This is a genomic window from Hoylesella oralis ATCC 33269 (genome assembly GCF_000185145.2).
GTDB classification, from domain to species: domain Bacteria; phylum Bacteroidota; class Bacteroidia; order Bacteroidales; family Bacteroidaceae; genus Prevotella; species Prevotella phocaeensis.
This window is the reverse complement of sequence record NZ_GL833119.1, coordinates 1031208-1054643: the sequence shown is the minus strand read 5'-3', so window position 1 is coordinate 1054643 and position 23436 is coordinate 1031208. Positions and strand designations below refer to the sequence as shown.

Genomic DNA, 23436 nt, shown 5'->3' with positions numbered 1-23436 from the left:
TTTATCGTGCCCTTTTGCCAGCGAGGCAGGTGGGCTGTAAGACGAATATTAACCCATAAAAACTATAAATATATGAACAAAGAACAAAACAAGAAACAAGTCTACGTGCGGCCCGAAACGAAAGTGCTGGGCGTAGCCACGGAACTGCATTTGTTAGAATTTTCCGGCGGGCACAATGACGCCGGTAACGACAACGATCCCATGCACGCCAAAGGCGTCAACTTCTTCGATGAGGAAGAAACAATCGGTACCACCTCCTACAGCAAGAACCCTTGGGAAGAGTAAACAGAACATTAAAATTAAAAGAACATAAAACGATGAAAACAAGTATTTTATCAATGCTTCCTCTGGCAGGTCTGCTGCTTTTTGCCGCCTGCGCCAGCGAAGACACGGCAGACAACCGGCAGCAGGAACCCGACACGAAAGGTCTCACTGCCTTTTCATTGGAAGAAAACAGCACTCCGCCTACAACACGCGTCGTAGGCGAATACACAGGCACAGGCGTCAAGTTTTATTGGACGGAGAGGGATCGCCTCTTTGTGAATAACCCCACAGCTACATCCGAATGGAGAGTCGATGTAACGAACAACATCTACGAGCTTGGTCATGCTGCAGGTACCGGCCGCACACCAACGGCCAAATTCTGGTTCAATGGAACTTTCACCGAGCCCGAATATCGCGTACGCTTCATGGGCTGTAATAACTCTACCTATCCCGACAAAGTAACTATCCCGAACACTCAAAACTATATGGGGCCCAATGTAAAAAAGCCGGCAGATCTCCAAATGGGCGATTGCGCCACGGGTATTGCGCACCGGCAACCCGACGGGCGTTACACCTTTATGCTTGATCACAAGGCCTCTTATGTCACCATCAAGCCATACTCCACGCAGGAAGCCGTTACGAAGGGAACAATTCGGATGATTACTCTGTCTGCCGACCAAGCCCTATGCGGTACGTTCGACTTCAAGAACGACACGATCGACCTCAGCTCTCGCCCCATCAGCGACCAATATAAGTCAGTTCGCACACCCGGCCTAACATCATCCTTGTTCAATATTCCGTCTGAAATCACGGCCTCAAGCCCTTACATCATCATGGCTATCGCCCCGGGCACGTACACCAACTTCACCATACAATATTCTGTATGGGACGGTCTGACAAATGAAGAAGGCACCATCACAAGAACCTATCCGAAGGTTACTTTCACTGCCGGCAAGAACAAGCTAATCAGCCAAGACCTGCATGTAGACGAATATCCCGGCAATGAGTATTATATGTGGGATGCCGTTGAACACTTATGGAAGGGCTACGAATGGGATGGCACTAACCCCGAACAACCTCATCCCTCTATACCGAACCACCACTACAGTGAGAATATTCCGAAAGACAATACCGACGCCCGTTGGTACAACGAGGTGCAGTCCTATGCCGATCCTACCGGGGCTGCCCCTGCCGTAGTCGCTACTCACAGCAGTGCTGCCTACCCCAACGTCAACGAACTATGCTGGTATGTAAAGCGGGGTGTTCCCCATTACGATAGAGAGATGTGGGCTGCAATGGGGCGTCTTTACTCCGGCAGGGTATGGTTCAGAAAGCTGAGCGTAATCGCCCAGAACGAGAATAAGACTGTTGCCGAACTGAAAGAGAAGGCCCCCGACGGTACCGACTACACAAGAAGCCTCAATAAAGCCGAAGCCGATATCCACGGAGGGCTCTCAGATGGAAGACCGAGCGATATAGAAAATTACTTCTGCCTACCGCTTACGGGCTCATACGGCACCCTCGTTGGCGGAAATCCAGCTCAATATTTCCTGAATGGAATAGGAAACTATGGCCACTACTGGTCGAGCACGCCTTTTACGTTATCCACAGAGCCAACCGTGAAGAGGGCATACTCTCTATATCTCCAAAGCATTGGAGCCGACCAATACATTCAGGTTAGTTATGACAATCGCAGCCAAGGAGATTACGGACGATGGCCGGCAGACCGATAATGAACCGCAAGCAGGTGCATACATGAGGGCGATCGCTACCCGTCGAATTTGCAAGGCTCTACACACCTTAGCAACATTCTTTTGTGCAGTGCCTTATGCCCCTGTAAGGTCGTGAAGGGTTGTCACGGGACATTTATCAAACATTGAACGCAAGCCTGCAACGGCTTGCGCTCAATGTTTATATAATGCTGCCAAGTTATTTCTTAATGTCCTCTACAACAGTAAACATAAAGTCGGATTCGCGCTTCTGGATGAGCCAGCGCCCGTTCTGCTTTACATAAGTGTCGTGATAGCGCACGCCGCTTTGGTTACGTTTGCCGCCGCCGATGAGCGTTACGTAGCAATAAGAAATGCCCGTGGCCTTGTCGCCGTCGATATCCACGGTTTGCTGCCCGTTCAGGTGATAAACCACGTCGAAGCCGGCAAGAAACCCCGCAAAAGCCTTGCCTATCTCTTTGCGCCCTTTGCAGGTGAACACCTGTCCGCCGCTCTTGCTTATCACTTCGGCATCCTCGGTAAAGAGCAGTACCTGTGCGTCAACATCCTTCACGTCGGCAAGGTTAGAAAACGTATCTACGAGCCTCTTCAATGCCAGTTGGTCTTCTGTCTGTTGTGCGTTCATAACTGTTACGTTTAATAGTATGAATAAAATGAATACAATCTTTTTCATAAAAACCGTAGAATTACTGTTGCATATTATTTTTCCGAACCTGCCAACCGCTCTCTCACACCCTTGGGCAACTTGCTTGCAACAAGCCAGAAAGACTCGCGGATACACTGCCGCACGAAATCCTCGTCGAGTAGGTTCAGGTAGAGGTCGCTCCAATGCCTCTTGTTCATGTGGTAGGCGGGGCGCACGCCATCATATCGCTCGCGTAGTTCCGCTGCCATCTCGGGCAGCATCTTCACTGCCACACGCGGCTCGGGCGCGTCGAGTTGCATCAGCAGAAACCACTTTCCGCCGATGCGGAACGAAATCCAATGTCCGGCAAAAAGCTCCTCCGTCACCGCTTCGTGGAGGCTCAAAGTAAATGTCCTTACGTCTTCGATATTCATTTTGTTTATATTTAATGTTGCAAAGATACGAACATTCTCCGCCGCCCACGTTATAAAAAATACCGAACGAATTACACATATTACGGTTTCTCGCCGTATTTTGGACAGAGAGAAAGGCCGATCTGCGGGCCTGTGCCCGTTCGGGAGCTGAAATACCTTATTGATTACATTAAATATTATCGGATAATTCCTTGGCAGATACCGTAACTATTATTATCTTTGCACCGAGATTAATACTTTCTCTACATGTTGATACGAATTTATCACCACGGTGATATATTCTTATCTACATGGTGAGACAGATTTATCACCATGGTAATAATTTATTCATTTAGGTATATCGATGAAGACGAACCGGATGGAAACCGTCTCATATTCCTATAAGGATAGTAATGGTGCATCAACGTAAAGACCGGCGACATTTAAAAGGCGGCGACATATCAACGTAAAACAAAGACAGAAGAAGATGGCAGTACCCTACAAACTATTAAAGACGGGCGGGAAACTCCCGCACAACAAAGACCTGCGGGCCGTGCTCGACGTGTACGAAACCGTGGGCATCAAGCTCTTGGGCGACCGGATCGTGAAGGCGACATCACTAACGATGGGCGACCTCGTAGGCGCGCTCGAAGCAATCAGGTACGAACTGGTGGAGCAGCTCATGCTGGGCAACCGCGTGCATCTGCCCGGACTGGGCTACTTCTCGCTCTCCGTCAAGGGCGAGCTTTACGAAGATCCGAACACGCACAAGTTTCGCCTGCGCAACCCATACGTGCGAACGGTGAACTTCCGCCCCGAAAAAGAACTGCTCAGAGCGTTGAGCGGAACGCGGTTCGAGAACGTTACCCACCGCTATGAGCCGCACCGCACGCCCACGCCGCAAGACGTCGACGCCGCGCTGGCCCGCCTCTTCGCCGAGGCCGACTATATCTTCGTGGGCGACCTGCAGGCCGAACTGCATCTCTCGCGGCCCGTTGCCTACCGCCTCGCCCGCCGCCTCGAAGCCGAGGGCAAGCTGGAGAACGTAGGTTCGCGCTACCGCAAGATGTTTGTGAGAGGGGGAAAGGAAACATCGCAGGTAACTTAGTTGAAATTACACTTAAACAATAAGGAAAAGCTACGTATCAATAACATCACAATAACAAATACAACTATGCACTATTTATTTTTAGCACTTGCCATTATCCTTGAAGTATGCGGCTCTACGCTGATGAAACTCTCCGACGGCTTCTCCCGTCTGCTACCCACGGCAGGCACCATCATTGCCTACATCGCCTGCTTTTATTTCCTTTCGCTCGCCTTGAAGAGCATTCACTTAGGCGTGGCTTACGCCATCTGGGCCGCGCTGGGGCTGGTGCTGACCAACGTCGTGTCGGTGGCGTTCTTCAAGCAGCCGTTCGACTGGGCGGCTGGTATCGGTATCACGCTCATCATCGCAGGAGTGGTCATTCTCAACACATTCTCTAAGGCTTCGGCACATTGATACGAGCTTTTTTCCGAAAGAAGTTAACGATAAATACAAGAAATAATGGCTAAGGAATTGTTTATCCCCATCAATAGAAGAATTGGTGACTTATTGACTGATGTGCAAATGGGACGCATCGGGCTACCTGACTTACAACGTCCGTTTGTGTGGAAAGACAATAAGGTACGCGAATTGCTTGATTCAATGCTGAAAGGCTTCCCCATCGGGTTTGTCATGTTATGGGAATCGCCGGCGGATTTTGAGAATAAGAGGCAAATCGGCAGCAATGACAAGGCTTTCTCTGTGCCGAGAGACTTGATAATAGACGGGCAGCAACGATTGACGGCATTGTTGGCTGCCATCAAAGGCGTAAAGATTAAAGATGTAAACTATAGGGAACGTAACATAAGGATTTCTTATCATCCGCTGAAGCACGAGTTTGCCGTATGGTCACAGGCTTACGAACGTTCGCAAGAATGGATAAGCAGCATTAGCGACGTGTTTGCAGCCAAAGATAACAACACGATAACCAAATTGCGCAGAGCGTATATAAAGCAAGTCAATGAGCGGCGTTTGCGGGATGGACTGACGGAACTGACGGATGATGAGGAAATACGGATAGAAGACAGTATTAACGACTTGCTCAATCTCGCGGATTATACGCTGCCAACTTTGGAAATCAAAGCGGCGGCGAGCGAAGAAGATGTTGCCGACATCTTTGTGAGAGTGAATTCGGGCGGACAGAAACTGACGGAAAAGAATTTTATAGAGACGCTTCTTTCCGTGTATGACAATGAACTGTACAAACAAATCAATGACTTCTGCAGAGACTCGCGCATCGCAAAGGAGAGGACCTCATACAATCATATCATAGAAGTGGATCCTGTCCATATCATTCGTGCCACGGTCGGCTTGGCATTCAAGCGTGCCCGCCTAAGATATGCTTACATGCTTCTACGCGGCAAGGACCTGAAGACGGGCAAATCTTCTGAAGAAACGCAAACAAAGAATCTTTATGCATTCCGCAATTCGCTTCCGCTCGTTATGAATCTCAATCTGTGGCATGCCTTTATGAACATAGTGGCCGATGCTGGATATTTAAAGAGCACGCTGATTTCGTCGGACAATGCTATCATCTTCTCCTACATGCTTTATCTCATAGGCAAGCTGGAGTATAAGGTGGAGAGTGTACGGCTTAACAAACTCATGCGGAAATGGGTGTTTATGGCAACAATCCGCGGCTATTATACGGATTCTCCTGAATCGACGGTGGAACGTCAGTTTGCTGACCTCCGCTCAGTAACGACGGCAAACGATTTCGTTAGCTTCCTTGAGAACGAAATCAGTAATAATTTCACTGATGACTATTTCAAGTACAACCTTATTAATGATTTGGAAACCTCTTCCGTGACCTCTCCTATCTGGTATGGATATGTGGCATCGCTAAACGTGCTGAATTATCCAATGCTGTTCAGCACCACTCCCACCTCCAAGTATTTCATTACCGGAGCAAGCGGCCCAAAAGCATCGATAGACATTCATCATATCTTTCCCAAACACTATCTGGCCACCATCGGCATTGAAGACGACCGCGACAGGAACCAGATAGCGAACTACACGTATTTGGATTATTCCACCAATATCGATATTTCCGACAATCCGCCAGCAACCTACGTCGGTTCTTATCGTAGCCGCTTGGGAGAGGAAAGCTATAAAACGGCTTGTGAACAGAATGCCCTGCCTGAAAACTTTGAAACCTTGGCTTACAGGGATTTCCTTATCGAACGCAGAAAGCTGATGGCGCAGACGATACGTAAAGCCTATGATAAGTTGTCAGAATGAGCCCACTGCCTCGAAGCGCGTACAGGAGTGAGTCTTTTGAAGACAAGATGAGGAAAGCGTTATGAGATTACCGTTTAACAAAAGAACAAAGACGATGAAGAAAGAATTAACCATATTGTTATTATTGCTCTGCCATATCAACCTGCAGGCGCAGTATGCCCGCTTCGAATATGCGACAGAGTTATGCGAATGCACAGCAAACTTCGACTCTACCAAATATTCGAGGCAGCAGTTGCAAAACACTTTCGAGTACATGTACTTCGGGGATGCAAGTAGTATAGATACCTACCCCGTCGATTTCGACGAAGAACCGGCGGCACTCTTGGATGCACTCGAAAAGGAATGCAGGCAGAAGCTGGCGTTTATCAGACAGCTCGACATCGTGGACGACAGCTTCTGGCAAGACGTGAGAAAGAAAATGATAAAATACATCAACAGCACGCGCGAACTCAGGCGAGTGACTATCAAGGCACGAACGGCACCCAAAGAACTGCACGGCTATAAATTGGTGGACAAGAACTGCAGATACTTCCGCGATGCCCTCATCGCCGGCGGCGACCAGCTGCTGAAAGCGTGGGCAAAGCTAATCGAGATGAAGAAAAAGCACAATGCCGATCCCGACGGAATGCAGCGTAGTTTCGACAGCAGATACAACTCTCCCGAGAGAGAGGAATGGGCATACAGAGATGTGCTGACATACGGTTGGTGGAACTATGCCAACAGACTGCTGCCGCATGTCACTCAAAAGGGATATGAAAAGCATTTCAAGAAGTTGCTGAAAGATATTCGATGCGAGTGCGACGATTAGAAACGATTACGACAATCAATAAACAATAAAGACGATGAGAAGATTTGTGTTTATGGTTCTGGCAGGACTCCTCGGCACGCACGCGTTTGCCGAAAACAACTCCACGCTTCCACAGCATGTGAACAGCGTTACGGCTATCCGCCAAGTCTTCGGCGACGGAGCCAAGGTGAAAACTATCGTGATTGACTACGATGCGCCCGTAAGCAACCACAACTTGAAGCCGACAACTTTTGACGTGGCTAGCAAAAAGATTCTGCGGGTGTATGCCAACACGAAAGGCGAAGCCGACACAAAGGGACGTGACGGGCACTTCGTCATCATCGAACTGCAGGCCGCTACCGACCTCAATGCACAGCCGCGCAGGCAGACTCCGGCTGACGAGCAAAAGAAAAAGGAACGCGACAAGATGATGGGCGGACCGGGGCTGCGAGCCGGATGGAGCACGGGAGGCGACGACATGTACGTAGACAGCCTCGTCGTCACGCAGAAAGCCCCCATTAGGACAGCAGGCGGAAAAGTCTACGAAGCGTCGGGCATCTCGTTCAGCAGTACGGTAAACCGTTACCTCGTGGCCGACGACTTTCAGCAGCAGTCGTTCAAAAGTCCTTATACCGGCCAGACACTGCCCTATAACCTCTACCTGCCCAAGGACTATGACTCGAAGAAGAACTATCCGCTCGTGCTCTTCATTCACGATGCCGGCGTGGCAAGTTCGCCCGTCAAGACGCCGCTCATACAAGGGCGCGGCGCCGTGACGTGGGCCGAACCGCAGTGGCAGGCAGAGCATCCGTGCATCGTCGTAGCTCCGGAATATCCTTACGTTACCGTGGACGACAACTGGAACTACAGCCACCACCTTGACGCTACCGTAGCACTGCTGAAGGAACTTATGCAGAAGTATGCTGTCGACGCACATCGCATCTACGTCACGGGGCAGTCGATGGGCTGCATGTCGTCGATGGTGCTGATGCTGAAGGAGCCCCATCTCTTCGCCGGTGCACTGCTTGTGGCGGGCAAATGGGATCCCGACGTTCTTGCGCCACTTGCCGAGCAAAACCTATGGATTATTTCATGCGAGGGCGACGCCAGCTCGACCAAACTGCAAAGCAAGGCCGTCAGCTATTGGCGCAGCAACGGCGCAACCGTCAGCGAAGCTACATGGAATATGAAAGCCGCGCCTGCCGACCTCTCCGCCGAGGCAAAGGCAATGGTAAGTCCCGCCGTCCACCTTTATTACACGCACCTCACGGGAGGAAGTCACCGCGCCACGTGGTTCATAACCTACGACATCGACGGCGTGAAGGAATGGCTGTTCAGCCAGAAGCGAAAGTAAACAGCGCATCAAAACTATCACTATAAATTTCACAAGCGATGAAGACTGATATTACGCTCTTGGTAACGCCAAAAATGGCGAAAGACGCACAGGAAAATCTGAAGAAAGCGCTCACCGGTCATCTCGGTACGCACTTTGACGTGATGAACAAGACCTTCCCGCTGGAATATACCGAATTGGAGGGTATCGTCTTTGATATCAAAGATAACGGACAAGGTGAGACGATGCCCGACGACATAGATCTTTCGTTGGTAAAGCCGGGTATGTTTGTCGCATTCCACAGCGGCTTCATCGAGCAGGAAGGTTATGGAGGGGCAGGTTATTTCAAGGAGCATCCACAACTGAGCATGGAGGTGATTCATCAGCTTATTGAAAAGAAAATATCGATTATTGGTATTGACTTCGCCGGTGTCCGTTGCGGCAAGGAGCACACGCCTACCGACCAGCTGTGCGCCGACCATGGTGTCTTCATTATCGAGAACCTTTGCAACCTTGGTAAGATACTGAATGGCAAGCCGTATGCCACTTTCCATGCCCATACCTATCCGATGAACTTCAGCAATATGACCGGTCTTCCCTGCCGTGTCGTGGCCGATGTTTAGGTTGTTTGCTGCAAAAAGAATCGGGATTCTCTCTGAAAAGGGAAAGAATCACCTATTTTTGTGTAAGGCTAACATCGTGATTTTTGCTTATCTTTGCATCCGTAAATCAGTTAAAACGGTCGCGCTCTTGTTCTCAATAGTAGCGATGGCAATAAACAAATAACACAAGAATATGGAGAAAAGAACATTAGGAGCCGACCTTCAGGTGTCGGCCATCGGACTGGGCTGTATGGGCATGAGCCACGGCTACGGTCCCGCAAGCGACAAGGGCGAGATGATTGCGCTTATTCGCAAAGCGCACGACTTAGGCGTTGACTTCTTCGACACGGCCGAATGCTACGGCCCATACATCAACGAGGAGCTGGTGGGCGAGGCATTAGAACCCATTCGCAACGAGGTGAAGATCGCCACGAAGTTTGGCATACAGCTCAAAGACTTCAAGCAGACGCTCGACAGCAGTCCCGCCACCATCCGCCAAAGCGTGGAAGGTTCGTTGCGCCGACTGCGTACCGACCACATCGACCTGTATTATCAGCATCGCGTAGACAAGAACACGCCCATCGAAGAGGTGGCAGAAACCGTGGCACTACTGGTGAAAGAGGGCAAGGTGCTGCATTGGGGCATGTCCGAAGCGGGCGTAGCCAATATCCGCCGTGCCCATGCCGTGCTGCCGCTTACCGCCATTCAGAGCGAATACTCCATGTTTTGGCGCGAACCCGAGCAGGAACTGCTTGGCACATTAGAGGAATTGGGCATCGGCTTGGTGCCGTTCAGTCCGCTGGGTAAAGGTTTCCTCACGGGCGCTATCACAAAGGACGTGAAGTTCGGCGCGAACGATTTCCGTTCCACCGTGCCCCGCTTCTCACAAGAGAATATCAACGCCAACATGATTATCGTAGATTTGGTGAAGTCGATTGCCCGGCGCAAGCATATCACTCCGGCACAGGTTGCCCTGTCGTGGCTCATCGCCCAGCGGCCGTTCATCGTGCCCATACCGGGCAGTCGAAGTCTGAAACACTTAGCCGATAACATCGCCGCGGCTGATGTAACCTACACTGACGAGGAGATGAAACAAATCAATAAGGCACTCGATGGTATAGTACTGCAAGGCAACCGCTATTCGGCCGAGGCGCAAAAGAATATAGACAGGTGAGAGGGGATTAGTTTAAGATGGCTTTAATGCCATGAAAAAGAGCGCCGCATTGCTTTACAGTAGGGCGTACAGCACTGGATAGCGTGTCGAAAACATAAGAAAGGAAAGGGTGTGAACATAAATGGCACACCATGATAATAATTTTGCTGCCAAATCGTTAAATAGATAAAAGAATATTCTATGGCACTTAATCAAACGAATAAACTTGTTTGGATAATTGAAACCATCCACAAGGCTCGAAAGATTTCTTTTGAAGACCTCAATCGCAAGTGGCAGGAGAATACAGATTTGAGTGGCGGCGAGGAAATGCAGAAACGTACTTTTCATAAATGGAAGTGGAATATTCTCGACACATTTGGGCTCGTTATTGAGTGCGAGAAGGTTGCGCCATACAGATATTATATTGCAAATGCGGATGAGATGGAGCGAGGGAGCATTGAGAACTGGTTACTCGACACCTTATCTGTTAGCAACCTGCTCATCGAACGTAAATCTATCAAGGACAGAATTTTGTTGGAAGAAGTGCCAAGCGGACGGAAATACTTGGATTCAATCCTTGCTGCAATGAAGGATAACAGATTTATCCATATCACCTACTCTTGTTATCGGCGTGAAAATGCGAAGGAATTTTATATCATGCCCTTGTGTGTGAAACTCTACAGGCAGCGTTGGTATATGGTTGGACGTGTGTGGTCGTTAAACAGGGACATGCTGTTTTGCTTTGATCGCATACAGGACATCCGATTTTCAAGTCATACTTTCCAATATCCGAAAGATTTTAATCCTCGTGAATACTTTGATGGATGCTTTGGCATTATTGCAGGTACAGACACCAAGATACAAGAGGTTCGTCTCAAAGTTTCTGCCAGTCAAGCCAATTATATCCGTGATTTGCCCTTGCACGAGTCGCAGCGGGAAGTGGAACGTACTGCAGAATACAGTGTTTTCACATTAAAGGTTCGTCCTACCTTTGATTTCCAACAAGAGATATTATGGAACGGCGAACACATCGAAGTGCTTGAGCCGCTCTGGTTGCGTAAGGAAATAGCCGGGAGAATAAAGAAAATGTGGAATAAATATAATCCATAAAGCACATGAACATTTTATCAATTTTAAAAACAATGAATTATGACAGAAAAAGAAAAATCAGAATCGGAGCTCAGACTCGCGTTTTACAAACTCGAAAAGGAATATCGTCCCTATTTCGATTTATTTGTCGAACGCCAAGACAAATACAAAGAGTTTCAAGGAGGAGTAACCATTGACGGTTATCTTAACCTTACCCCCGATATCCTTATCCTTGGGCATAATCCTAAACATGGAAAATATCGAGAATGGGACTATAAGGGTGGTCACCTTGTAAATCAAGGTGAGAGGCCATTTGGATTTTTAGAATATGGAGAAGCATATAAGAAAGGTAAATGGTGGGAGAGGAAAAAGCCCAGAAAGAGTCGTTTTTATGCAGATATCATAGAGCTCCTATATAGTTTTTTCGAAGCCTCTCCAGAGAACTCTAAGTTTAAAACTGCCCCAAAATTAGGAGATAAAGTAAATTCAAAACCTTCATGGGGAAAAAATATTGAGAAGAAAGTAATGACACTCAACCTTTATCCTTTTGGTACTGAAAATGAAAAAAAACTGAGAGAGCTGTTTGAAAAGTTGCGTAAGGATTCTGATTTTCCAAACAATACAGTTTTCAAAGAGGAATGGGATGTTCAGCGTCATCTTATTCATATACTGCGCCAGTTCATTGGAGGGTATGTGAAACCTAAGTGCATTGTATGTCTTGGTAAGCAAACCATGTCTGATTACACATATGGAGAATATGAAAAGTATGGAGACGGACTTTACCGCTCTAAGAAATATACTAACGTGATAGGCGTAAATCGGTCAGGCACATGGACCAAACGTGCACGTGAGGCTGGCCGATTGGCTTCTGAAATAGCCTTCCACCAAGAATAATAACATGTTTATATCATTTTATGGATGAAGTATGATCACAGTTTGTACACCTCCCCTTTTATTTTGCATCTGATTTAGCTCCTATTGGCATCAAACAAAAGGAAATCGTTTCATACTTAAATGAACAGGAAAAGATGACTGTGCAAGAAATATTCAAGACTCCTGCCGTAGAAGCGATAGAGTTAGAGATACTAAATGTTGTGTCGAATTGTTTTCGCGACCCTCATGTACGAGACACCAAAATTGTTGTTCAACATCTTCTCGAAGTGCGCAAAAGCATTCTTAATCAACTGTTCGTTCTTACACCTGAATACAAACAGTTGCTATCCGACTTCAACCAAGCACTTATTATGGCTCAATTGAAAATGCGAAGCCAATTATTGGCAACAAGGCAGGCAATGCAACATACAGACTTGTGTGAGGTAGAGTTTGTTGGGAAGGTTTTTATGAGTTATAAATATCCAAAGACTCATCCTGTGCAAAATATGAGAGCCAAGAAGATGTGGGGCGTATTGAGTGGTTCATACGATAACTATATACCACTTTATGAAGATGGCGTGAACATGCTTCATTTGTGGAAAGACGAAGAGGCCCCCTCTGAAGATGAACTTATCTATCTCGGCGAAACCTGCAATTGGAATGAAGGCTTGGATAGGGATAAAACAGAGGATATGAACCTTTGTTATGCCTTTCATGCGCTTTACGAGGAGTGCGAATTTTCCATCTTCGACTTTCTTTGGGTGCGCGATTTCTGTATAGAAGTAAGTTGCGAAGAAACTCATTATACAGGCTCTCCCGATCGGGATAATCTCAATTGGGAACAAGCCGATTTCTATGAATAATTTATTTTTTAATCCATCAACATCAATATGAGTAAACAAAACAATTTTACGGCCCTGACATGGGCGCAGTTCAAAGAGGAAATTCTTCATTCACAGAACATGATGATTAGTCTTGACAGCAACGACATACAAGTCTTTGAGGAAAAGGGGGAATCAGCTATATCTGTAATTGAAGCGAGTAGCGATGATTGTTCTGACAAACGATTCAAAATTATAGGCGAGACTCTTTTGGAACAATATCCCAAACTCATCCGGAAAGAGCAGGCAAGTGAGCTGATTCTTATGTCTATTCAATATCCTGCCTCTGCACCTATTGGCATGGAAGAGATGATGTATATCCAAGAACTTATAGGTACAATTACATCCTCAAGTCGTGATTGTCAGATAAAATGGGGAATGGGGGCAAGAGAGGATAACATCTCAAGAATCGTCGTCGCAGCACGGTGATGGTATTGGCGATAATTGGGGCTGTGTATTTAGAAACTCATTTGTGCTGAACTTCACACCTACTGTAAGTGAAATAATGAGGAATGCTTTCCTTGTGAACGGGAAAATCCGCTTCAGTGTTCTTTGTTGATTCCACAAACAATCTTTTCAGAAAAGGACACGAATATCCGACTTTTGTGTAAGTCCTTCCTTATCATTATTTCGTAATTTTGCAGCATCATTAATCAACAAACAAACAATGAGAACAAAACAAGCATTAACTCTGGCTGCCCTGCTACTGTCAACGGCTGCCGTGGCGCAGCAGCCTATCACGATTATCCGCCAAGGAAACTTCTCCGTGGGCGGAACTACCCTGCAACACGGGGGAAAGTACGACAACTCCAAATTCGTTGGCTGGGCAACGCAAGTAGAGACAGGGCAGAGTAGCCGTGTAAACCACGCGTTTGTAGACTATCAGATACCCGTAGGACACAGGCATCTGCCGTTAGTGTTCGTTCATGGCTACGGCGGTTCGGGCGTTTGCTGGGAGATGACTCCCGACGGGCGAGAGGGCTTCGCCACGCTGATGCTCCGCCACGGCTATAGCACTTACGTGATGGACTTGCCGGGCCGTGGCAGAGCAGGACGCACTTCGGCTACTACAGAGGTAAAACCCGTGGCCGACGAGATGTTCTGGTTCGACATCTGGCGCATCGGAATATGGCCCAATTACAATAAAGGTGTGCAGTTCAAGACTGACTCGGCTTATCTTAGTCAGTTCTTCCGCGAGATGACGCCCGACCTAAGTGACCACACGCAAGATATTCCCGCCATCAACGCACTGGCAGATCGGATTGGCGACAACATACTCGTTACCCACTCGGCAGGCGGCGTTACGGGTTGGTTTGCCGCCATGCAGAACAAACACATAAAAGCAGTAGCAGCCTATGAGCCCGGCGCATACGTTTTTCCCGAGGGCGAAGTGCCTGCCAAGATAGACGGACTGACGGGCGGATGCGAGGGCATTCCCGTGCCTATGGTGCAATTCATGCAGCTTACGAAGAAACCTATCGTGATGTATTTCGGCGACTACATACCCGAGACACCGAGCAAGAACCTCGGTGATGAGAACTGGCGCGTGCGCCTGCAAATGGGGCGTAAGTTCGTTGAATGTATTAATCGTCACGGCGGAAACGCAACGCTCGTGGAGCTTCCCAAGATAGGCATTCGAGGCAATACGCATTTCCTGATGCAAGACCTCAACAACAACGTGCTTGCTGACCTCTTCGCCGAATGGCTGCATAAGAACCGGTTGGACGTGAAATAACGTTTCCACAAAATAAAAAAATTACTATCATTGTACTCGCAGAGTGGAGGTCTTTTTGTCGTACAGACAAGAGAAAAAGATTTCAGACAGTCTTATTATTCGAGAAAAACACTCTGGATTGGATACTTCAACAAGTAAATATGGTTCTCTAAAAATCTTTTTTAGGGAACCAATAATAAAGTTGTCAATACACTTAAGGTATTCACAACGAATTAAACAAACAGTTTAAATTCATCGAACTTATACTGACTTCTCCCCTAAATTTACAGCAAGTTACGACATTAAACCATAAAATAGGGCAAACAGGATGTTTATCTAACGCCATTGGATATACGATATAACACGAATAGATTATACGTATATTCCTGCATTTCGCAGTTGTCGGGAAGACATACTCTCCCATCTACCGATATCATCTTCTAAATCCGGATTTAAATAAGGAAAGGCATATAAGAAGTTTCTATACTGCCTCCTCGTGCGAAATAATACATTTTCCACACACCTACTACCCATTCGCACCACCTATCCATATCCTACTCGACTTTTATTTTTTCCCTCCGTTCCATTTCATCATCATCTTCAGGGGGCAGTTCCATGCCTTCTTGTTCCTCTTCTTCCATTACCTGCGGCTTACAGATACCGCAAAAGCGATGTTTACGCGCTTGCTCATACACCCCGTCGCAGTTGGTCATGATAATGTAAGTCTACGAAGTTCGCCCCCAATCGCCCGTGTCTAAAAAACGCTCATACTTGTTTTGCATAACGTATTCAGAGCGGGCATAACAGCAAAATATGCGAGCCTTCTCGTCAAGATCAAACTTATCGGGGTTATTTCCGGCCTCATCTTGCAGCATTTGACAAACAAGTAAGCCGAAAACGTTGTAATAAAAGCTGCTGCACCCCTACATGCTGTTCTCGATAGTGTTGATGAGCAACGGCAATACAACCGGCTTTCCTTTATCGTTGCGCCGGAAGATATGCCGGAAAAACGTATTGCCTTCATCTTTCTCACGCTCGAAAAGCCATTGGTTAAGCTGCAGACTATCATACTAATCGTAACAGTCTATCAGTTTCTCAAGCATTCTGCTGCCGCAGTAAAATATTCCCCTGCAATCGGCAGATTTACAGTTTTCCGACGATGCCAACACCTTGAAGGTCCGCAAACTCATGGGGCTCATCGGCTTCTGCCTTATCAACAAGAAAACGACTCTACCCGAAAAGTACAAACGGCAGCAAGGGCACGCACATATAAAAAGACCGTATTGAAACCGCAATAACCCGACACGGTGACGATGAAAGGGCAGACTACATTCAGGAACAGCGATGGAAAACGCAGCGATATCATCGATAAACCCCGCCAAGCTGTATGCTCCGATCGCAATAGTCGGCAAAAGATAAACATGCCTATATATTAAATAATGTGGGAATGAAAATAATATTCTGCAAAAAATTAGTAACTTTGCAAACGTATGCATCTATTTGCAAGATAAATGAGGATTATCGACATCATTAACAAAGATACAGACAAAAGGCGGTTTTCTTTCGAAGTACTCCCCCCGATCAAGGGCAATGGAACGGGTAGCTTGTTTTCTACCATCGATAAATTGAAAGGGTATGATCCGCTTTTCATCAATATAACGACGCATCATAGCGAATTTGTTTATAAAGAACTGCCCAACGGACAGTTCGAACGGCAGCGCATACGTCGCCGGCCGGGCACGGTTGCCATCGCTTCTGCCATACAGACCAAGTACAACATACCCATGATACCGCACGTGATATGCAGCGGTGTCACCACAGAAGAGATTGAATACGAACTGCTCGACCTGCAATTTTTGAATATAGAGAACGTGCTGCTCTTGCGTGGAGACAAGGCCAAAGAAGACAACCACTTCGTTCCGACACATGGAGGGCATGCACATACCACCGATTTGATTAAGCAAGTGAACCGTTTCAACGAGGGTTTCTTCATAGACGGCACGCCGATGAAGCACCCGGGAATACCCTTCAATTATGGGGTGGCATGCTATCCGGAGAAGCACGAAGAGGCACCCAATATCGAAATGGATATGGAATACCTGAAGAAAAAGCAAGACTTAGGAGCACAATATGCCGTAACCCAGTTGTTTTACGATAACAAGAAGTATTTCGATTTCGTAGAGAAAGCACGCACGATGGGCATCACTATTCCCATTATTCCGGGCATTAAACCGTTTGCCAAGTTATCTCAACTCTCGATAGTGCCCGAAACTTTCCATTGCGACCTGCCGCAGGAGCTTGCCAACGAGGTGGTGAAATGCAAGACAGACGAAGATGCGAAGACGCTCGGCATAGAATGGAGCACCCATCAATGCAAGGAACTCTATGCCAAGGGCGTGGGAATTATTCATTTCTATACTGTATCTGCCACAGATGCAGTTAAGGAAATAGTAAGCAAGATTATGTAATGAAATTCAACGAAGTAATAGGTCAAGAAGAGGCTAAGCAGCGTTTATTGCAGTTGGTGCACGAACATCGGGTGCCTCATGCCATGATGTTCTGCGGTCCTGACGGCTGCGGAAAGCTGCCGCTTGCATTAGCTTTCGCCTCATTTCTGTTGGGAGAACGCGAAGACGACAGCTCCATAGGCAATGCAGAGGCCATGCTTCGCAGGTGGGAACACCCCGACTTGCACTTCTCTTACCCCGTGATACGTCCCGCAGGAACTTCTGCCGACCATAAAATGGTAAGCGACGACTTTGCCCGTGAGTGGCATGCACTGCTTGCCGAAGGCCCTTACATTACGATAGACCAATGGCTTGATGCGATGAAAGCCGCCAATCAGCAGGCACAGATATACGCAGCCGAAAGCGATGAACTGACACGCAAGCTAAGTTTGAAGTCGAGTCAGGGCGGCTATAAGGTCAGTCTGATATGGCTGCCCGAACGAATGAATGCCGAATGTGCCAACAAACTGCTGAAACTATTAGAGGAACCGCCGCTGCAAACTGTATTCATCATGGTGTGCGAAGAGCCCGAGAAGCTGTTGGATACCATCAGAAGTCGCGTGCAACGTATCGACATGAAGCGTATCGGCAACGAAGATATCGAGCGCGCACTCATAGAACAACGGGGCATAGAGCAAGAAACTGCCCGCAGAATAGCACGCGTGGCCAACGGCAGCTGGCTGAAAGCGCTCGAAACACTCGATACGGGTAACGAGAACAGAATGTTCTTGGATATGTTCATCATGCTCATGCGACTGTCGTACATGCGCAATATAAAGGATTTGAAGAAATGGAGCGACACCGTTGCAACATACGGACGCGAGAAACAAAAGCGCATGCTCGACTATTTCGGCAGGATGATTCGCGAGAATTTCGTCTATAACTTCAAGACTCCAGAGCTGAATTATATGACGCAAGAGGAGGAAAACTTCTCAAGAAACTTTGCCAGATTTATCAACGAGAGCAACGTTATAGACATTGCGGAAGAATTGCAGAAATGCAAAAGAGACATCACACAGAACGGAAATGCCAAGATCGTATTCTTCGATTTGGCACTGAAAATGATCGTTCTGCTTATCAGAAAATAATACCGAGTAGCAGGTGCCCCGCAGATAAACGGACAGCACTGCACCGACAATATATATACAACTATGGATTATAAAGACATGAAATTTAAGATATTCCGAGGTTGCGACCGAGGATTATGCCACTGCGCATGCGGACGCCAGAATATGCAGCTGAACACATACGACTGGCTTGCCGATGTTCCGGGCAATACACTGACGACAGACCTTGTAGAAGTTCAATTCAAAAATACCCGTAAGGGGTACTATCATAACGTAAACGGACTGGACTTAAAGAAAGGAGATGTCGTTGCAGTAGAGGCCAGTCCCGGGCACGACATCGGTGTGGTAACACTAACGGGGGCGCTGGTAAAACTTCAAATCAAGAAAGCCAATCTGAAGTCTCCCGACGAAATCAAGCGCATATACCGCGTTGCCAAGCAAGTGGATATGGACAAATACAAGGAAGCCAAAAGCCGAGAACATGCCACAATGATACAGAGCAGGCAGATTGCAAAAGACCTCGGACTGAAGATGAAGATAGGAGACGTGGAGTATCAAGGTGATGGCAACAAGGCCATATTCTACTACATCGCAGACGAACGCGTAGACTTCAGGCAGTTGATCAAAGTGCTTGCCGAGACTTTCCATGTAAGAATAGAGATGAAGCAGATCGGTGCACGACAGGAAGCAGGGCGTATCGGCGGCACAGGCCCGTGCGGACGAGAGCTATGTTGCGCCACTTGGATGAAGAATTTCGTAAGCGTGAGCACCAATGCAGCCCGCATTCAAGACCTTTCAATGAACCCGCAAAAGCTGGCAGGCATGTGTGCAAAGCTGAAATGCTGCCTTAACTACGAGATCGACGATTATGTGGAAGCAAGCCGCAAGCTGCCGAGTAAGGAAATACAACTACAGACCAAAGACGCCGACTACTACTTCTTCAAGGCCGACATCTTATCGGGCACGGTTACATATTCCACAGACAAGAACCTCGCAGCCAATCTCGAAACCATCTCTGTGGCACGTGCACGCGAAATCATTGAACTGAACAAAACCGGCGAAAAGCCCCTCTCGCTGCTTGCAGATGGCGAGAAGAAAGCGCCGTCTAAACCTATAGACTTACTTGCCGGTGCAGATATCAGTCGTTTCGATAAAAACAAGAAGCGGAAAAACAATGTCAGATCGCAGGAACATCAGGAACATCAATCTCGTAAGAATAACAATAATCGCCGACGAAATAACGTAAATCGCACTTCTAAACAGCAGCTACAAAGTGGCCAAACACCTGCCGGAAATACCGGAAAGCAACCATGAAAAGAGTCGATTTCACGATATTGACATTAATAATTCTCATAATTCTTTCGGCTTGCAATGAGAAGATAGCGTATGATAAATACAATCATACCCCTATTGCCGGATGGGAGAAGAACGACACATTGTCGTTCGACATATCACACATAGCGAAAGAAGGCAGATATCATTCCGATTTAGGATTACGTATTAACGGTGCCTATCCGTTCATGCGTTTATCGTTAATTGTAGAACAAACCGTGTATCCCGACAAAAGAGTAAAAATAGATACCATCAACTGCAGACTGATAGACGAGAATGGTATTGCCAAAGGACAAGGTGTAAATTACTATCAATACAACTTCCCTGTATCCGAACTCTATTTAAAGCAAGGCGACTCCATACACGTAAACATCCGCCACGATATGCAACGCGAAATACTACCCGGGATAAGTGACATCGGTTTTATGCTAACTGCGTACTAAATTACGCCCTGCATCTATTCTTAAAAAGATGAAAAGCAATAGTGTGAACCCCCAGAGAGAGGAGCCTCCGTAACTGAAGAATGGCAACGGAATACCGATAACAGGGGTAAGTCCAAGCACCATTCCTACATTAATGAACACATGGAATAAGAAAATACTGAGCACACAGTATCCATATATGCGCCCGAACTTGAACGGCTGCCGCTCGGCCAAGTGTATTAATCTTAATATCAATGCAAGGAATAGCAACAATACTCCAGCCGAACCAACAAAACCTTCTTCCTCTCCTACCGTACAGAAAATAAAGTCTGTATCTTGTTCCGGTACGAACTTGAGCTTGGTCTGTGTACCATTGAGAAAACCCTTTCCCTGCAGTCCGCCCGATCCGATGGCAATCTCACTTTGATGCACATTATATCCGGCCCCGCTAAGGTCTTCGTCTAAACCTAATAGAACATTGATACGAACACGTTGATGAGGCTCCATAACATCGTTAAGCACATAATCTGCCGAATAGAAAAATAGCAGAGAGCCTACCGCAAACATAGCAATATAGAAATAATTGATAAGCCGGGTACGCAAACCTTGGTAAAGTAAATAGACTAACAAAGCTATGCAGAGAAAGATTTGTACGTAAACAATATCGAAATGTATAACAAATTGCGAAAACAGAAAAGCAATGCATGTAATTCCGATACAATAAATAAGCATCTTAACTGTCTGTTTTTTATTTTTACAATATGTATATACCATTCCTGCCGTAAAGACCTGTACCAACAACATGACGATAAATTTTCCGACAGAAGTAGGTGTCTGCCCCAACATTACATCCTCATATTTTATACCGGCTACGAAATAAATAATCATGGCCACACCGGTAAATAGGATACTCCCGGGCATTCCTTCACGATAAAACATTAAGAAAAACGACAGATATACAAGTGCCGATCCTGTTTCTTTTTGCGCCACGATGAACAACATAGGCAGAATGACAATACCGATAGCCGTAGCAAAATGCTTCCATTGGTGTATATCGAACCTATAAGTACTCATAAATTTGGAAATAGCCAAGGCTGTTGCGAACTTTGCAAACTCTGCTGGTTGCAGACGCAACGGACCGAGAACAAGCCAAGAACGTGAACCTTTGATCTCGTGAGGATTGAAAATAGTGGCGAAAAGCAAAAGTAAAAACAAGATATAGATAACATAAGCGAAGATATCATAGAACCTGTCGTCGAGCATCAACAATACAAAACCCAAGCAAATCGACGTTCCTATCCATACTATCTGCATACCCGACCGCGTACTTAAACTGAAGATATCGGTATCTCCATACGTATAACTGGCACCACAGACACTGATCCATCCGAAGACGAGCAGTGCAAGATAGATGCCTACCGTCCACCAATCGAGCGAACGTAACACGCTATTATGTCTATCTGTTCCTCGGACCATAAGCAATTCTTCTTCTTTGGAAGTCTGTCGCACGCCTCTCACTCTCGGGCGACAACTTACCTTTAATATATTGTTCCATCATCAACGAGCCGATCGGAACGCCATAATCGGCACCGAACCCACCATTCTCAACATACACGGCAACAGCTATTTTAGGCTTATCCATTGGGGCAAATCCCATAAAGACAGAGTGATCTTGCCCACGGTTTTGCGCCGTACCAGTCTTCCCGCATACGAGATAATCCGATCTATTGGCCGCCCTGCAAGTTCCTTTGATAACAGAAGAGCGCATACCTGCCACAACATAATCGTATGCACGGCGGCTGGCCTTAGTATAATGACGGCGGGTAAAGAGCGTATCGAGCGGTTCTCCTTTCACTTTACGCACCACATGAGGAACATAGAAATATCCCCTATTGGCAATAGTTGCACCCAAATTAGCAATTTGAAGCGGTGTAAGGTTTACTTCTCCCTGTCCGATAGCTATACTGATTACAGTAAGTCCGTTCCATGAGCCTTTATATGCTTGGTCGTAGAAAGACGCATTAGGTATCAAACCTCGCTTTTCTCCCGGCAAATCGATACCGAGTTTATACCCGAATCCCATACTTACCATGTAGTCGCGCCATAGGTTCATGGCATCTTGCACATGGGGATATTTACGACGATTGCCCATCATATAGTACAATCCCCAACAGAAATAAGCATTACACGATGTACTTATCGCATCCACCAAGGCCAAGGGCGAGACATGCCCATGACATCCTACATGCAGTCCTTTATAATAGAAACCACGATGGCAAGTAAACATGGTATGAGGAGTAATAATGCCTTCGGTCATATAAGTAAGCGCCTGAGAGGTTTTAAAGGTTGAACCGGGAGGATATTGTCCCATTATACTTCGGTTCAATAAAGGCTTCCACACATTACGCGACAAAGCAATATGATTTTTCCCACGGTTGCGCCCTACCATTACACGTGGGTTGTAAGTAGGCGACGACACCATACAAAGCACTTCACCGGTAGAAGGTTCTATAGCTACAATGCTGCCAATCTTGCCTTGCATGAGCCTCTCTCCAAGCGCTTGCAGCCGTAAATCGATGCTAAGTATAAGGTCTTTTCCGGGTACGGGCTTACGATCGAACTTACCATTCTGGTAACTACCCTGAATACGCCCATGGGCATCACGAAGTAAAACCTGCACACCTTTCTCTCCACGCAGTTGTTTTTCGTAAAAACGTTCTACTCCCATCTTCCCTATATAGTCGCCGGGCTGATAATATTCATCGTCTTCAATATCGCTTGGCGACACTTCCGCCACATCACCAAGTACATGTGCCGCAAATGGATATTGATACTGACGGATGCTTCGCTTCTGTACATAAAACCCGGGAAAGCGAAACATCTTTTCTCGAAATACACTGAACTCTTTGTCCGATAGCTGGCTCATGAACATTTGTTGTGTAAATCGCGAATATCCGGGGTTCTTGTTACGGTCCTTGATATCATTCATGCGCTGGATAAAGAATTGTTTTGTAATACCGAGAGCGGTACAAAACTCGGTGGTATCGAGCCTCCCACTCTCCTCACTCATCACAACCATTATATCATAAGCAGGCTGGTTGTACACCATCAACCGACCGTGCCGGTCAGTCATAATACCACGCGATGGAAATTCGATCTTTTTCAGAAAAGCATTACTGTCGGCATTTTTCTTGTAATCATCACTCAGAAGTTGGAGCGTGAACAGGCGGACGATGTAGACGATAACAATTGCCAGCGCCACACCACCTATCACAAAGCGACGATTTCCAAGATCAAAATCTTTCATTCAATACAA

The 23436-nt window shown here is 46.8% G+C and carries 25 protein-coding genes; 19 read left to right on the top strand and 6 right to left on the bottom strand.

Annotated features, from left to right (window positions below):
• Positions 1 to 72: 72 nt before the first annotated feature.
• Together HMPREF0663_RS07030 and HMPREF0663_RS07025 are read left to right on the top strand one after the other, a co-directional pair.
• Positions 73 to 285, top strand: coding sequence for a hypothetical protein (locus tag HMPREF0663_RS07030; protein ID WP_004368382.1), 213 nt, complete (start codon positions 73 to 75; stop codon positions 283 to 285).
• A gap of 32 nt (positions 286 to 317) precedes the next feature.
• Complete coding sequence (locus HMPREF0663_RS07025; protein WP_016665292.1) at positions 318 to 1997, top strand: hypothetical protein; 1680 nt, start codon at positions 318 to 320, stop codon at positions 1995 to 1997.
• Between the two features lie 196 nt (positions 1998 to 2193).
• Here the strand turns inward: HMPREF0663_RS07025 and HMPREF0663_RS07020 are convergent, their stop codons facing one another.
• Both HMPREF0663_RS07020 and HMPREF0663_RS07015 read right to left on the bottom strand, forming a co-directional pair.
• A complete protein-coding gene (locus tag HMPREF0663_RS07020) occupies positions 2194 to 2619 on the bottom strand; it encodes a nuclear transport factor 2 family protein (RefSeq protein ID WP_016665293.1) in 426 nt (141 codons plus the stop codon).
• Positions 2620 to 2693: 74 nt separating this feature from the next.
• Complete coding sequence (locus HMPREF0663_RS07015; protein WP_004369659.1) at positions 2694 to 3053, bottom strand: MmcQ/YjbR family DNA-binding protein; 360 nt, start codon at positions 3051 to 3053, stop codon at positions 2694 to 2696.
• Between the two features lie 466 nt (positions 3054 to 3519).
• Between HMPREF0663_RS07015 and HMPREF0663_RS07010 the strand changes: the two genes are divergently transcribed.
• The 12 genes from HMPREF0663_RS07010 to HMPREF0663_RS06955 all read left to right on the top strand — a co-directional run bounded on the left by HMPREF0663_RS07010 (position 3520) and on the right by HMPREF0663_RS06955 (position 14813).
• A complete protein-coding gene (locus tag HMPREF0663_RS07010) occupies positions 3520 to 4140 on the top strand; it encodes an HU family DNA-binding protein (RefSeq protein WP_004369658.1) in 621 nt (206 codons plus the stop codon).
• A gap of 66 nt (positions 4141 to 4206) precedes the next feature.
• Positions 4207 to 4536 carry a DMT family transporter gene (locus tag HMPREF0663_RS07005; RefSeq protein ID WP_016665294.1) on the top strand — a complete coding sequence of 110 codons (330 nt, stop codon included), beginning with the start codon at positions 4207 to 4209 and terminating at the stop codon, positions 4534 to 4536.
• Between the two features lie 45 nt (positions 4537 to 4581).
• Positions 4582 to 6360, top strand: coding sequence for a GmrSD restriction endonuclease domain-containing protein (locus HMPREF0663_RS07000; RefSeq protein ID WP_004369656.1), 1779 nt, complete (start codon positions 4582 to 4584; stop codon positions 6358 to 6360).
• A gap of 94 nt (positions 6361 to 6454) precedes the next feature.
• Positions 6455 to 7168 carry a hypothetical protein gene (locus HMPREF0663_RS06995; protein WP_016665295.1) on the top strand — a complete coding sequence of 238 codons (714 nt, stop codon included), beginning with the start codon at positions 6455 to 6457 and terminating at the stop codon, positions 7166 to 7168.
• Positions 7169 to 7202: 34 nt separating this feature from the next.
• A complete protein-coding gene (locus HMPREF0663_RS06990) occupies positions 7203 to 8501 on the top strand; it encodes an alpha/beta hydrolase-fold protein (protein WP_004369654.1) in 1299 nt (432 codons plus the stop codon).
• A 38-nt stretch (positions 8502 to 8539) separates the two neighbouring features.
• A complete protein-coding gene (locus HMPREF0663_RS06985) occupies positions 8540 to 9103 on the top strand; it encodes a cyclase family protein (RefSeq protein ID WP_004369653.1) in 564 nt (187 codons plus the stop codon).
• 172 nt (positions 9104 to 9275) lie between these two features.
• Positions 9276 to 10256 carry an aldo/keto reductase gene (locus HMPREF0663_RS06980; protein ID WP_004369651.1) on the top strand — a complete coding sequence of 327 codons (981 nt, stop codon included), beginning with the start codon at positions 9276 to 9278 and terminating at the stop codon, positions 10254 to 10256.
• A 180-nt stretch (positions 10257 to 10436) separates the two neighbouring features.
• Complete coding sequence (locus HMPREF0663_RS06975; protein WP_004369649.1) at positions 10437 to 11345, top strand: WYL domain-containing protein; 909 nt, start codon at positions 10437 to 10439, stop codon at positions 11343 to 11345.
• A gap of 39 nt (positions 11346 to 11384) precedes the next feature.
• Positions 11385 to 12218, top strand: coding sequence for a hypothetical protein (locus tag HMPREF0663_RS06970; protein ID WP_004369648.1), 834 nt, complete (start codon positions 11385 to 11387; stop codon positions 12216 to 12218).
• Between the two features lie 134 nt (positions 12219 to 12352).
• Positions 12353 to 13060: a hypothetical protein gene (locus tag HMPREF0663_RS06965; RefSeq protein WP_004369647.1), complete on the top strand. Its 708-nt coding sequence runs from the start codon at positions 12353 to 12355 to the stop codon at positions 13058 to 13060.
• Positions 13061 to 13087: 27 nt separating this feature from the next.
• A complete protein-coding gene (locus tag HMPREF0663_RS06960) occupies positions 13088 to 13507 on the top strand; it encodes a hypothetical protein (protein ID WP_004369646.1) in 420 nt (139 codons plus the stop codon).
• Positions 13508 to 13745: 238 nt separating this feature from the next.
• The gene (locus HMPREF0663_RS06955) at positions 13746 to 14813 is read left to right on the top strand and encodes an alpha/beta hydrolase (RefSeq protein WP_004369645.1); all 1068 of its coding nucleotides are present in this window, start codon (positions 13746 to 13748) and stop codon (positions 14811 to 14813) included.
• Between the two features lie 533 nt (positions 14814 to 15346).
• On the opposite strand, the gene HMPREF0663_RS11925 is transcribed toward HMPREF0663_RS06955, so the two are convergent.
• Together HMPREF0663_RS11925 and HMPREF0663_RS11920 are read right to left on the bottom strand one after the other, a co-directional pair.
• A complete protein-coding gene (locus tag HMPREF0663_RS11925) occupies positions 15347 to 15505 on the bottom strand; it encodes a hypothetical protein (RefSeq protein WP_004369644.1) in 159 nt (52 codons plus the stop codon).
• Between the two features lie 12 nt (positions 15506 to 15517).
• The gene (locus tag HMPREF0663_RS11920; RefSeq protein ID WP_004369643.1) at positions 15518 to 15667 is read right to left on the bottom strand and encodes a hypothetical protein; all 150 of its coding nucleotides are present in this window, start codon (positions 15665 to 15667) and stop codon (positions 15518 to 15520) included.
• A gap of 123 nt (positions 15668 to 15790) precedes the next feature.
• Between HMPREF0663_RS11920 and HMPREF0663_RS11540 the strand changes: the two genes are divergently transcribed.
• The 5 genes from HMPREF0663_RS11540 to HMPREF0663_RS06930 all read left to right on the top strand — a co-directional run bounded on the left by HMPREF0663_RS11540 (position 15791) and on the right by HMPREF0663_RS06930 (position 20141).
• Positions 15791 to 16090: a hypothetical protein gene (locus HMPREF0663_RS11540; RefSeq protein WP_004369642.1), complete on the top strand. Its 300-nt coding sequence runs from the start codon at positions 15791 to 15793 to the stop codon at positions 16088 to 16090.
• Positions 16091 to 16303: 213 nt separating this feature from the next.
• Positions 16304 to 17260: a methylenetetrahydrofolate reductase [NAD(P)H] gene (gene metF, locus HMPREF0663_RS06945; RefSeq protein ID WP_004369640.1), complete on the top strand. Its 957-nt coding sequence runs from the start codon at positions 16304 to 16306 to the stop codon at positions 17258 to 17260.
• Positions 17260 to 18387, top strand: coding sequence for a DNA polymerase III subunit (locus tag HMPREF0663_RS06940; protein WP_004369639.1), 1128 nt, complete (start codon positions 17260 to 17262; stop codon positions 18385 to 18387). Before metF ends, HMPREF0663_RS06940 begins: the two co-directional genes overlap by 1 nt.
• 63 nt (positions 18388 to 18450) lie before the next feature.
• A complete protein-coding gene (locus HMPREF0663_RS06935; protein ID WP_004369637.1) occupies positions 18451 to 19680 on the top strand; it encodes a PSP1 domain-containing protein in 1230 nt (409 codons plus the stop codon).
• Entirely contained in the window at positions 19677 to 20141 is a 465-nt protein-coding gene (locus HMPREF0663_RS06930) for a gliding motility lipoprotein GldH (RefSeq protein ID WP_004369635.1), read from the top strand. The genes HMPREF0663_RS06935 and HMPREF0663_RS06930 overlap by 4 nt, the downstream gene beginning before the upstream one ends.
• Here HMPREF0663_RS06930 and rodA read toward each other — a convergent pair.
• Positions 20127 to 21596 (bottom strand): rod shape-determining protein RodA, encoded by a 1470-nt coding sequence (gene rodA / locus HMPREF0663_RS06925; RefSeq protein WP_004369633.1) that lies wholly within the window; start codon positions 21594 to 21596, stop codon positions 20127 to 20129. The two genes, HMPREF0663_RS06930 and rodA, sit on opposite strands and share 15 nt — an antisense overlap.
• Positions 21577 to 23427, bottom strand: a complete 1851-nt coding sequence (locus HMPREF0663_RS06920) for a penicillin-binding transpeptidase domain-containing protein (protein ID WP_004369632.1) — start codon at positions 23425 to 23427, stop codon at positions 21577 to 21579. The genes rodA and HMPREF0663_RS06920 overlap by 20 nt, the downstream gene beginning before the upstream one ends.
• Positions 23428 to 23436: the final 9 nt, after the last annotated feature.